This window comes from Variovorax sp. MHTC-1 (assembly GCF_003984645.1).
GTDB lineage: Bacteria > Pseudomonadota > Gammaproteobacteria > Burkholderiales > Burkholderiaceae_C > Variovorax.
On record NZ_RWKI01000004.1, the window covers coordinates 363769 to 375386 of the forward strand.

Annotated in this window: 12 protein-coding genes; 10 read left to right on the forward strand and 2 right to left on the reverse strand. The window is 67.9% G+C overall.

All coding sequences use genetic code 11. The annotated features are described in order from the left end of the window. Window positions 1-7 precede the first annotated feature (7 nt). The 5 genes from EJI01_RS09745 to EJI01_RS09765 are packed head-to-tail and all read left to right on the forward strand — an operon-like array spanning window position 8 to window position 3935. Entirely contained in the window at window positions 8-841 is an 834-nt protein-coding gene (locus EJI01_RS09745) for a shikimate dehydrogenase family protein (protein ID WP_126836904.1), read from the forward strand. A 12-nt stretch (window positions 842-853) separates the two neighbouring features. After that, on the forward strand, window positions 854-2065 hold the full coding sequence (gene pcaB, locus EJI01_RS09750; protein WP_126836905.1) for a 3-carboxy-cis,cis-muconate cycloisomerase: 1212 nt from the start codon (window positions 854-856) through the stop codon (window positions 2063-2065). Continuing rightward, window positions 2062-2484, forward strand: a complete 423-nt coding sequence (locus EJI01_RS09755; RefSeq protein WP_126836906.1) for a carboxymuconolactone decarboxylase family protein — start codon at window positions 2062-2064, stop codon at window positions 2482-2484. Before pcaB ends, EJI01_RS09755 begins: the two co-directional genes overlap by 4 nt. Then, on the forward strand, window positions 2481-3245 hold the full coding sequence (locus tag EJI01_RS09760) for an alpha/beta fold hydrolase (RefSeq protein ID WP_126836907.1): 765 nt from the start codon (window positions 2481-2483) through the stop codon (window positions 3243-3245). Before EJI01_RS09755 ends, EJI01_RS09760 begins: the two co-directional genes overlap by 4 nt. A gap of 15 nt (window positions 3246-3260) precedes the next feature. Continuing rightward, window positions 3261-3935 (forward strand): DsbA family oxidoreductase, encoded by a 675-nt coding sequence (locus EJI01_RS09765; RefSeq protein ID WP_126836908.1) that lies wholly within the window; start codon window positions 3261-3263, stop codon window positions 3933-3935. Between the two features lie 606 nt (window positions 3936-4541). Here the strand turns inward: EJI01_RS09765 and EJI01_RS09770 are convergent. Beyond that, window positions 4542-5405 carry a LysR family transcriptional regulator gene (locus EJI01_RS09770; protein ID WP_126836909.1) on the reverse strand — a complete coding sequence of 288 codons (864 nt, stop codon included), beginning with the start codon at window positions 5403-5405 and terminating at the stop codon, window positions 4542-4544. Between the two features lie 66 nt (window positions 5406-5471). On the opposite strand from EJI01_RS09770, the gene EJI01_RS09775 reads away from it, so the two are divergent. From EJI01_RS09775 to EJI01_RS09785, 3 genes are all read left to right on the forward strand, one after another. After that, window positions 5472-6623, forward strand: a complete 1152-nt coding sequence (locus EJI01_RS09775) for a YbfB/YjiJ family MFS transporter (RefSeq protein ID WP_126836910.1) — start codon at window positions 5472-5474, stop codon at window positions 6621-6623. Window positions 6624-6664: 41 nt separating this feature from the next. Further along, the gene (locus EJI01_RS09780; RefSeq protein WP_126836911.1) at window positions 6665-7258 is read left to right on the forward strand and encodes a carboxymuconolactone decarboxylase family protein; all 594 of its coding nucleotides are present in this window, start codon (window positions 6665-6667) and stop codon (window positions 7256-7258) included. Between the two features lie 114 nt (window positions 7259-7372). Continuing rightward, complete coding sequence (locus tag EJI01_RS09785; protein ID WP_126836912.1) at window positions 7373-8266, forward strand: amino acid ABC transporter substrate-binding protein; 894 nt, start codon at window positions 7373-7375, stop codon at window positions 8264-8266. A gap of 3 nt (window positions 8267-8269) precedes the next feature. On the opposite strand, the gene EJI01_RS09790 is transcribed toward EJI01_RS09785, so the two are convergent. Then, on the reverse strand, window positions 8270-9175 hold the full coding sequence (locus tag EJI01_RS09790; RefSeq protein ID WP_126836950.1) for a LysR family transcriptional regulator: 906 nt from the start codon (window positions 9173-9175) through the stop codon (window positions 8270-8272). Between the two features lie 104 nt (window positions 9176-9279). Between EJI01_RS09790 and EJI01_RS09795 the strand changes: the two genes are divergently transcribed. Next, window positions 9280-10581, forward strand: coding sequence for an aminotransferase class V-fold PLP-dependent enzyme (locus EJI01_RS09795; RefSeq protein ID WP_126836913.1), 1302 nt, complete (start codon window positions 9280-9282; stop codon window positions 10579-10581). A 140-nt stretch (window positions 10582-10721) separates the two neighbouring features. Further along, window positions 10722-11606: a DUF3014 domain-containing protein gene (locus EJI01_RS09800; RefSeq protein ID WP_126836914.1), complete on the forward strand. Its 885-nt coding sequence runs from the start codon at window positions 10722-10724 to the stop codon at window positions 11604-11606. Window positions 11607-11618: the final 12 nt, after the last annotated feature.

The following is an 11618-nucleotide window of genomic DNA, read 5'->3' on the forward strand; positions in this document are numbered from 1 at the left end:
GCCACGCATGATTTCCGGCAAGACCACCCTCATCGCCCATCTCGGCTACCCCACCGCGAGCTTCAAGGCGCCGATGATCTACAACCCCTGGTTCGAGCAGCAGGCCATCGACGCGGTGGTGGTGCCGATGGGCATCAAGGCCGAGGACTATGCGGCGGCCTTCGCATCGCTGTTCCGCCTTACCAACATCCGCGGCGCGCTGGTGACCATGCCGCACAAGATCACGACCATGGATCTGGTCGACGAGCTGACGCCGGCCGCCAGGATCGCGGGCGCCTGCAACGCGGTGCTGAAGCGCGAGGACGGCCGGCTCGTGGGCGACCAGTTCGACGGTGCCGGCTTCGTGCGCGGCGTGCTGCGCAAGGGCCGCGCGCTCGAGGGCGCGCGCGTGCTGGTGTCGGGCTGCGGGGGCGTCGGCTCGGCCATCGCCGCCTCGCTGGCCGCGGCCGGCGTCGCGCAGCTTTCGCTGTTCGATGCCAACGCGGCGTCGGCGAAAGCGCTCGCGGGCCGGCTCACCACGCACTACCCGAAGCTGGGCGTCGCCACCGGCTCCTGCGACCCCGCCGGCTACGACGTGGTGGTCAATGCCACGCCGCTCGGCATGAAGGAGGGCGATGCGCTACCCTTCGATGTCGATCGCATCGCGCCCACCACCTTCGTCGGCGAGGTCGTGATGAAATCCGAGTACACCCCGCTTCTGCGGGCCGCGCGCGACAAGGGCTGCGCGGTCCAGATCGGCACCGACATGCTGTTCGAAATGATCCCTGCGTACCTCGAATTCTTCGGTTTCGGCACCGCCACGCCGGAAGAGCTGCGGGCCGTGGCGAAGATCGCCTATTGAGCAGAACTCGCCATGAGCATCTTCGAGGGCTTCCTCTCCACCTCCGAAACCCTGGCCGCCTTCAGCGACCACAACTTCGTCGGCGCGATGCTGCGCTTCGAGGCCGCGCTCGCGCGCGCGCAGGCGGCCGAGGGCCTCATTCCGGAATCGGCAGCGCATTCGATCGCCGGCAGCTGCAAGGTCGAGCTGTTCGATGTCGCCAAGATCGTGCGCGACAGCGGCCGCGCCGGCAGCGTGGCGATCCCGCTGGTCAAGAGCTTGAAGGAGGCGGTGGGATTGTTCAATGCCGAGGCGGTGCCCTACGTGCATTTCGGCAGCACCAGCCAGGACGTGATCGACAGCGCGATGGCGCTGGTTACGCGCGAGGCAGTGGCGCTGGTCGAGGCCGACCTGCTGAAGGCGGCGCAGGCGCTGCTTGCGCATGCCAAGCGCCACGCCGCGACGCCGATCCTCGCGCGCACGCTGATGCAGCCGGCCTCTGTCACCAGCTTCGGGCTCAAGTGCGCCGGCTGGGCCGCGCCGCTGGTGCGCAGCCGCGCGCGGCTGGCCGAGGCCGCGCGCCGCGCACTGCAGCTGCAGCTCGGCGGTGCGGTGGGCACGCTGGCGCAGATGAACGGGCAGGGGCCGGCGGTGCGGCAGCGCATGGCCGAGGAGCTGGGTCTCGGCGATCCGGGCTCGACCTGGCACACCCAGCGCGACGAATGGATCGCGCTCGGCTGCGAGTTGGCGCTCATGGTCGGCAGCCTCGGCAAGATCGCGAAGGACATCGCGCTCATGGGCCAGTACGAAGTCGGCGAACTGGCCGAGCCCAGCGAGCCCGGGCGCGGCGGCTCCTCGGCGATGCCGCACAAGCGCAACCCGGTGGCCTCGATGGTGGCGCTGGCGGCCGCGCAGCGCGCGCCGCAGCGCGTGGCTGCCTTGCTGGCCGCGATGCCGCAGGAGCACGAGCGCGCGCTCGGCGCCTGGCAGGCCGAGCTGGGCGAGTGGCCCCAGCTGCTGATGTCCGCCCACGGCAGCGTCCGCGCGCTGGCCGGCGCCTTGCCCGGCCTGCAGATCGATGCGGCGCGCATGCGTGCCAACATCGACCGGCTGCGTGCGGAACTTCCGAGCGAAGCCGCGGACGAATGGTTTGATCCGGCACTCGCCGAGCCGGCCGGCACCATCGCGCTGGCGCAGGTCAAGGCCTTGCAATCCCAACTCGACACACGAAATACTGCACGATGACTTCCCCCGACTACGAAGCCGGTCTACTCAACCGCCGCCGCATCCTCGGCGACGCCTGGGTCGACAAGTCGCTGGCCAACCGCAATGCCTTCAACAGCGAGTTCCAGGAGCTGATCACGCGCCATGCATGGAACGACATCTGGGGCCGTCCGGCGCTGGGCGACAAGACACGCCGCTTCATGGTGCTGTCGATGATGCTGGGCATCCACGCGTATGAAGAATTCGCGATGCACATGCGCGCCGCGCTCGACGGGCCGCCGGAATCGCGGCTCTCGCCCGAGGAGATCAAGGAAGTGATCATGATGGCCGCCATCTACTGCGGCGTGCCGGTGGCCAACCACGCCTTCGGCATTGCCACCGGCATCCTGCGCGAGAAAGGCCTGCTCGAAGAGATCAAAGCGATCGAAGGAAATCCATGACCCGTCTGAATGTCATTCGCGAGGGCGGAGGCCCTATCGTCGTGCTGAGCCACGCGCTGGGCTGCGACCTGCACATGTGGGACGAGGTGGCGGCCGTGCTGGCCCGCGCCCACACCGTGCTGCGCTACGACCACCGCAACCACGGCGGCTCCGAGCGGGTGCCTGGCCCGTTCAGCATGCAGGCGCTGGCCGAGGATGCGGCAGCGCTGATCGAGCGCGAAGCCGAAGGCGAGCCGGTGCACTTCGTCGGCCTCTCGATGGGCGGCATGGCCGCGCAGGCGCTGGCGCCGATGTATCCGCAGCTGCTGAAGAGCATCGTGATCGCCAATTCGTCGGCGCACTATCCCGACACCGCGCCTTGGCGCACGCGCGTCGAGACCGTGCAGGCCCAGGGCGTGGCCGCGATCGCGCCGGGCGCCGTGGCGCGCTGGCTCACGCCCGCCTACATGGCCACGCCCGAGGGCGCCGAAGCCGCGCGCCGCCTGAGCGACACGCTGGTCGGCACCGATGCGGCCGGCTACATGGCAAGCTGCGGCGCGGTGAGCGCGATCGACTTCCGCGAGAGCAATCGCAGGATCGCGACGCCCGCGCTGGTGATCGCGGGCCTGCGCGACGAGGCGACGCCGCTCGCCATGTCCGAGGCGATGGTGGCCGCCATCCCCGGCGCGCGTCTCGCGACCATCGACGCGGCGCACCTGAGCGCGGTCGAGCGGCCGGTGGAATTCAGCCAGCTGTTGATCGACTTCTGGCGCAGCCTCTGACGAGAAGGAACACCGATGACATCCCGCCTCAAGATCGATTTCGTGTCCGACGTGTCCTGCCCCTGGTGCGCCGTCGGCCTCGGTGCGCTCGAAGCCGCGCTCGAGCGCGTGGCGCCCGAGATCAGCGCCGAGCTGCACTTCCAGCCCTTCGAGCTCAACCCGCAGATGCCGTCGGAAGGCCAGGATGCCTTCGAGCACCTGAACCAGAAATACGGTTCCTCGCGCGAGCAGCAAGCGCAGGCGCGCGAAGCGATCCGTGCGCGCGGTGCGGCGGTGGGCTTCGAGTTCCGCGAAGAAGGGCGCTCGCGCGTCTACAACACCTTCGATGCGCACCGCCTCTTGCACTGGGCTTCGCTCGAAGACGGCGTCAAGCAGGTGGCGCTCAAGAAGGCGCTGCTCAAGGCCTGCCACACCGACGGCGAGAACCCTTCCGACCCCGAACTGCTGGTGCGCCTGGCCGCCGAGGCCGGCCTCGACCCGCAACGTGCGCGTGCCATCCTGGAGAGCGAAGAGTACGCGGCGGAAACCCGCGAGCGCGAGCGCCTCTACACCGATGCCGGCATCCACTCGGTGCCCGCCATCATCATCAACAACAAGCACCTGATCTCCGGCGGCCAGCCGGTGGAAGTGTTCGAGCGCGCACTGCGGCAGATTGCCGGCGCGGAGCCGCCGGCCACGGCGCTGGCCTGAGCGGGCGGCCTATACCGACTCACGAGCGTGCCGCGCGCTGCAAAGGCGCCCACGGGTCCGGCGCGGCGCGCCACTGTGGCGGTCGGCGCCTAAGCGCCGACTCCCCTGCGATGCTCGCGCAGCCGGCCTGCCGCAGAACTCGCTGCGTTCACTTCGTTCACTCCGCTCAAACAGCTGCGGCAAGTCAGATCACGAAGCACGCCTGTCCTTCGGCAGGCGTGCGGCCGGCTGCGCTGCGCTTCTCGGCGCCACACAGGCGCGCCGCACCGGCCCCGCGGACGCCTTTGCGGGATGCGTTGCGCCGGTTTCCGGCTTCCCCAAACACCCCCGACGCCTCCTCCGCGGAAGGTGGTCTGCGGACCGGGCGACTTCTGGGGCGGCGAGGAGCGCAGCCTGGGGACGGGCGCGTGCGCAGCACGCGCTTCGTGAACTGACTCGCCGCGGCTGTTTGAGCGCAGCGCCCCGCAGGGGCGCGTAGAGTTCCGCGGCGCCGCCCTCAGGCGAGCACCGCAGCGAAGTCGGCGCAACGCGCCGACCGCCCCAGCAGGAGCCCGGGCCGCAGACCGCCTTCGGCGGCGCGCAAGGCCTGCATCACCACCATCGGCATCAGGCCTTGCCCAGCATCTCGATCAGCCGCGCCAGCGCCACCGAAGGCGTGCCGCGCCAGACCAGATGCGTGCGGTTGCTGCGGACGCGTTGCGGCAGGGCGTGCTGCTGCACGTCGGCGGTCGCGCGCAGCGCCTTCAGCACCGAGAGCGGCACGATGGCAAAGCCCGTGCCGGCCGCGACGCAGGCGATCATCGCCTGGTAGGACGAGAACTCCAGCGAGCGCGCCGGCACGATGCCGCCCTTGCCCAGCCACTGCTCCAGCAGCCGGCGGTACGAACAGCCCTGCGCGAACGCGATCAGCGTGGCGCCGGCGAGATCGCCGGGCCGCGTGACCGAGGCGATGCTGCGCGCGGTGACCAGCACCAGTTCTTCCTCGAACACCGCCAGCGTTTCCAAGCCTGACGCCGAGAAGGGCTCGGAGACGAAGGCTGCCTCGATATCGAAGGCGTCGACCTTCTTCAGCAGCGCGCCCGTGGTGCCGGTGGCCAGCTCGACCACCACGCCGGGATAGAGCTTGTGGAAGCGCGAGAGCACCGGCGCGAGCCGGCTGCCGGCCGTGCTTTCGAGCGAACCGAGCTTGAAGGTGCCGAGCGGCAGGTCGCTGCGCAGCTCGCTCTCCGCCTCGTCGGCCAGGCGCAGCAGGCGATCGGCATAGGGCAGCAGCTTGCGCCCCGCCGGCGCCAGCGCGAGCGAACGGCCCTGACGCAGGAACAGCTTGTGGCCGAGCCGCTCTTCCAGCTGCTGGATGCGGGTCGTGATGTTCGACTGCACGCGGTGGAGCTTGCCGGCGGCGCGGATCACCCCGCCTTCGGCCACCACGGTGCGGAAGATCTCCAGCGAGTCGAGATCGATTGTTCTCATACCAAGAATGGTTGTTCTGAATAATTCATTTGTGGCGCATTCGCATTCTGCGTCTAATCACTGGCCATGTCGAATGCCGCTGTCACCGCGCCGAAGCCTTCCTTCCTTGCCGTCTGCACGGCGGGCCTGCTCGCGCTGGCGATAGCGATGGGCATCGGGCGCTTCGCCTTCACGCCGATGCTGCCGCTCATGATTCGCGACGGCAGCGCCGACGTGGCGGCCGGCGGCTGGCTCGCCGCCGCCAACTACGCGGGCTACCTGCTGGGCGCACTCAGCACGGCGCGCATCCCGCTCTCGCCGCAGCGTGTCGGGCTGCTCGCGCTGGCCGCGATCGCGCTCACCACCGCGGCGATGGGCTGGACCGATTCGCTCGCGCTCTGGCTCGTGCTGCGTTTCGTGGCCGGCGTGGCGAGCGCCTGGGCGCTGGTGAGCACCAGTGTCTGGTGCCTGGCCTGGCTCGCGCGCTTCGACCGTCCCGCGGGGCCGGGCCTGCTCTACGCCGGCGTCGGCGCCGGCATCGCGCTGGCCGGCCTCTACTGCTGGCACGCCGGCGCGGCCGGCGTCGCGCCCGACGCGCTGTGGCTGCAACTGGGTGCGCTGGCGCTGGTGGGGCTGCTCGCGGTGGCCGTGCTGATGCCGCGCGGCACGGTCGCGCAGGCCTCCGCGAGTGCAACGTCCGGCGGCGCGCCCTGGGGCCTGGTCATCTGCTACGGGATTCTCGGTTTCGGCTACATCCTGCCGGCCACCTTCCTGCCGGTGCTGGCGCGCGCGGTGGTCGACGATCCGGCCGTGTTCGGCGCTGCCTGGCCGGTGTTCGGCGCGGCGGCCGCGCTGTCGACGCTGCTCGCCAGCGTGCTGCTGGCGCGGGTCGCGCGGCGCCATGTGCTGGCCGGAAGCCATGCCTTGATGGCGCTGGGTTGCCTGCTGCCGGTGCTGCACCTGTCGGCCTCGACCGTGCTGCTGGCCGCGCTGCTGGTGGGCGGCACCTTCATGGTCGCGACCATGGCCGGCATGCAGGAGGCGAGGGCGCGCACCGTGGGCGACCCGACCCGCGCCCTTGGCCGCATGACCGCGGCCTTCGCCATCGGCCAGATGGCCGGGCCGGTGCTCTCGTCCGCGCTGAGCGGCAGCGCACAAGGCTTCGGCGGCCTCTTCATCGCGCTGGCCGTCGGTGCCGTCGCGCTGCTCGGCAGTGCGTGGTGGCTGCTGCGCGCATGATTCCCGTCTCTGTTTCTCTCCATTGAAAAAAGGAACCGTTCATGTTCGAACAAGGCCATACCCGTCCCTGGACCGAGCGCCTGCCGATGCCGGCAGCCGACGCGATGTCGCAGGCGCAGCGCGCCGCCGCCCAGGCGCTGATCGACGGTCCGCGCAAGGCGGTCTTCGGGCCCTTCGTCCCCTTGCTGCAAAGCCCGGTGCTGATGGAACGCATCGGCAGCCTCGGCGAGTATCTGCGCTTCGACAGCCAGCTCAATGTGCGCGTGCGCGAGCTCGTGACCTGCGCGGTCGCGCGCCACGTGGGCAACCAGTTCGAGTGGGTGCTGCATGCGCCGGCCGCGGTCAAGGCCGGCGTGAGCGCCGACGCCATCGAAGCGCTGCGCCTCGGCCGGCGCGCGGCACCGTTGGCGGAGGACGAACAGCTTGCGCTCGATCTCGCGCTGGAGCTGCTGCACCACCACGGCGTGAGCGAGCCGACCTACGCCGCGGCGGAGGCCCGCTTCGGCAAGCCGGCGGTCGTCGAGCTCAGCGCGCTGGTGGGCTATTTCGCGATGGTCTGCTGGGTGATGAACGTGGCGCACACGCCGGTCAAGGGCGCCGAGGGACAGCCGGGGCTGGAGGCCTTCCCGCTCTAGGCCTTGCCTCAACTGATCTCTTTATGGCGTTCAAGTCGATGAAAATAAATCGCTTTTAGAAACGGGTGCCCGCTTCGAAAATCTGCCGCAACGCAACCTTCTCGAAAGCTCCCGATGAAATTTCGACTCTCACTGACCTTGGGCCTCTGCGCCGCGCTGCTGTGCTCGACCGCGCTGGCCCAAAGCGACACGCTGAGCAAGATCAAGGCGAGCGGAAGCATCTCGATCGGCGGCCGCGACAGCCAGATTCCGTTCTCGTACAAGCCTACCGGCGGCGGCGATCCGGTCGGTTTCACCAACGACATCTGCCTGAAGATCGTGGAGGCGATCAAGGCCAGGCTCGGCATGCCCAACCTGGAAGTGCGCTACACGATCCTGACCTCGACCAACCGCATTCCGCTGTTGACCAACGGCACCGTCGACCTCGACTGCGCGACCACCACGAACACGGTCCAGCGGCAGCAGCAGGTGGCCTTTGCGCCGAGTCATTTCGTCACCAGCATCACCGCCGCGGTGAAAAAAAATTCGGGCATCAATTCGTTGGGCGAGCTGAACGGCAAGACGGTCTCGACGGTCGCCGGCAGCACCGGGGTCCAGCTTCTGCGTGCCTATCGCAAGTCCGGAAACATCGAGGTCGAAGAAGTCGCGGCGAAGGACACGGCGGACGGATTCCTGCTCCTCGCCTCCGACCGCACGGCCGCCTACATCCTCGACGACGTGCAGCTCGCTGGCCTGATCGCCACTTCCCCGAAACCGGGCGACTTCAAGATCCTCACCTCGGAGTCGCTGCGCCAGGAGCCCTACGGCATCATGTACCGCAAGGACGACCCGCAGCTCAAGGAACTCGTGGACAAGACGGTGACCGATCTGATGAAGTCGGGCGCCATCGAGCAGATCTATGCCAAGTGGTTCATGAAGCCGATCCCGCCGACCAATGCGAACCTGAACTTTCCGATGACCGAGGCGGTGAAGGAGATCTACAAGAACCCCAACAACAAGGGCGTGTGAACCTCATCCCTTGACGGCCTGAAACATCCGGGTGAAGTCGCAGCACGACTGGGCCAGCATGATGATCGACGCCAGCAACGAACTCCGGTGCTCTCCCTTGTACATCGCGACGTAGGTGACGGGCGGAAGGGCGGGCGTCACCTTGATGAGCGCCAGCGATCCTTCTTCCAGCATCTGGCTCACCGCTTCCTTCGGCAGGTAGCTCACGCCGAGGCCGGAGATCGTCAATCCGATCAAGGCCACCAGGTTGTGGATGACGATGGGGTTCGAAGGCTGGACCCCCAGATCCTTCATCCAGCTGTCGTAGAGCAGACCCGTCCCGGACTTGACGCCCTGGAGCAGCATTCGGTGGCTCGCCAGTTCGTGCAGGCGGATCGGCTTGCCGCTCTTGACCAGGCCCGGCTTGCACATCCAGGCGCTTTCGACCTTGCCGATCGCCTTCTTGGGAATCCGCGTATCGGCGAAGGCATCGGGCACGACGATCAGGTCCAGTTCGTCTGCCAGCACCTTCTCGCGCAGGTTGACGCTGCTGTCCACGTCCGGCTCGAGGGTGACCTTGGGGTAGTGCTCCTGGATCAGCTCGACCCAGCGCGGCAGCCAGGTCATCGCCGTGAGCTCGGTGACGCCGATGCGAACGCGGCGTTCGATCACGTCGATGCGGCTGAACTGCTCGACGGCGGCATCGCGCTGATCGAGCAGCTTCCTGGCCAGCACGAACATCTCCTCGCCCTTGTCGGTGAGACGCGCGGAGCGCTGGCTGCGATCGAACAGCTCGGTGTCGAACACCATCTCGAGCTCGTGGACCCGCTTGGACACCGCCGATTGCGAGGTGTGCAGCTTGTGGGCGGCCAGCGCGAAGCTGCCGAGCTCGCCGATCCAGTACAGCGCCTCGAGCTGCTTGAAAGTCATCATGGTCGGGCCTCTTTTTCTCATCGAGTCAAATCGAAAAATATCGCTTTTGGAAATCTTTTACCACTTCGAAAATCGGCGCTGCCGAACCATGGAACAACCCGATGAACATCGCTGAAGGCGAACTCTTTTCCGGCGCTTTGATGAAGGAGGTGAAGAGCCGCTTCCACTACGTCGACCACGACATGAACGGCCGCGAGCGTCTCTTCTTCGACAACGCGGGCGGGTCGTTCCGATTGAAGGCTGCCGTCGATCAGTTCGCCCGCATCGACGCCTTGCCTGATTGCCCGGAGCGCATCCACGAACTCGCGGTCTTTCTGCAGCAGGTCCAGGCCAGGGGAACGGAAGACCTTCGCACGATCCTGAATGCCAGGGGCGGCAGCGTCTACGCCTCTCTCACGGCCTCGGGGGGGATGTTCGACATGGTCCGCGCGGTGGCCGAGAACGTTCGCGGCACGAACATGGTGACCACCGTGCTCGAGCATCCCTCCTCTTTCGACGCCATGTCCCTCTACGCCGAGCGCACGGGCAAGGAGCTGCGGGTCGCGAAGTCGAACCCGGCCACCGGCGGGATCGATGTGGAAGAGATCGTCGGCCTGGTCGACGAGAACACCTCCTTGCTGAGCGTGATCTATGCGTCCAACATCTCCGGCGCCAAGCTCGACATTCACGAGATCGTGAAGCAGGCGCGCGCCATCAAGCCGGACCTGTACGTCGTCGTGGATGCGGTGCAGCACGCGCCGCACGGCCTGATCGATCTGCAGCGGACGCCGGTGGACGGCATCAATATCGCGCCCTACAAATTCTTCGGCTGCAGGGGATCCGGCATGTCGTGGCTGTCGGAGCGCGCCTCCGTTCTGCCGCACCACAAGCTGGCCGGCAAGAAGAAGGACTTCTGGGACCTGGGCAGCGCCGCACCCTGGCAGTTCGCCGTCGTGACCGAGATCGTGAACTACGTGTGCTGGCTCGGCAGCCGCTTCGTCGCGAGCGACAACCGGCGCACCCTGTTCGCGAGCGGCATTCAGCGAATCGAACTGCACGAACGCGCGCTGCTCGCGCGCATGCTCGACGGCAGCGAGGGCATCGCCGGCCTTCGGCGGATGCAGGGCGTGAGGGTATTCCTCGACCACGAAGACCTGACGAAGCGCGACCTGATCCTGGCCATCGGCATCGAGCATCTCGAGCACGCCCAGGCCGTGCGCGAGTACGAGAAGCGCGGGGTCATCGTCTATGAACGCGTCGCCAGCAGCCTGTACTCGAAGCGGATGCTGCATTCCTTCGGCCTCGAAGGGGCCGTGCGCGTTTCGCCGCTGCATTGCAATTCGGCGGCGGACATCGACCGCTTCCTGAAAGTCACCCGCGAGATCAGCGAAGAATTTGGCCGGGTTCGCGCAGGTCTTGCCTAGGCACAGCGGCGGCCTGCCGCGGGCCAGGGTCCGGCAAACCCGACCCTAGACCTCGGCGTTCACAGGACGTTACCAGTGCGGTGGCTGCCGCGGGGCGCGAAATGGCGTCCAATGACGGGGCTCATGAAAGGAGATGCTCCATGGCCGAACGCGAGAGCGCAGATTTCAGGCCCGCACGCGAAACCTCGCTGTGGATCGTCGTCGTCCTCATCGTGCTGGCGCTGGGAGCCGGCGCGGTCTGGTGGCGCTGGTCGAAGCAGCAAGCTGCGCCAGCGGAAACACCGCCGGTCGCTTCGGCGCCGCAGCCGGATGCACCGGCACCGGCCGCGGCACCACCTGCCGAACCCACCGAGCCGCAGCATCCGGTCGACGCCGCCGCCGACGCGGACCTGCCCAAGCTCGACGACGCCGATGCGAAGGTACGTTCAGCGCTGACTGAGCTGCTCGGCGACAAGGCCGTCGCGTCCTTCCTGCACGTCGACGGCTTCGTGCGCCGCTTCGTCGCTACCGTCGACAACCTGCCGCGCGAGAAGGCGGCCGCGCGCATGTGGCCGGTGCAGCGCACGCCGAGGCGTTTCGAGGTCAGCGGCAGCGAGGGGGCGCAGACCATCAGCCTCGACAACGGCGCGCGCTACACGCCCTTCGTGCTCTTCGTCGAATTGGTGAACGCGCAGCGCGCTGCGGCGCTCTACGCGAAGCTCTACCCGCTGTTCCAGCACGCGTACGAAGAACAGGGCTATCCGGGCCGTCACTTCAACGACCGGCTGGTGGCGGTGATCGACCATCTGCTGCAGACGCCCGAGCCCGCCGGGCCGCTGGCGGTGAAGCTGGTCGAATACAAGGGCGACGAACCTTCCGACCGGCCTTCGACGCACTACGAGTTCGTCGACCCGAAGCTCGAGCACCTCTCGGCGGGGCAGAAGACGCTGATCCGCACCGGCCTGGTCAATGAACGCCGGCTCAAGGCGAAGCTGCGCGAGCTGCGCGCGCAAATCGCCGGCGGCGCGCTGGCCAAGAAGAACTAGAGCCTGTTATTG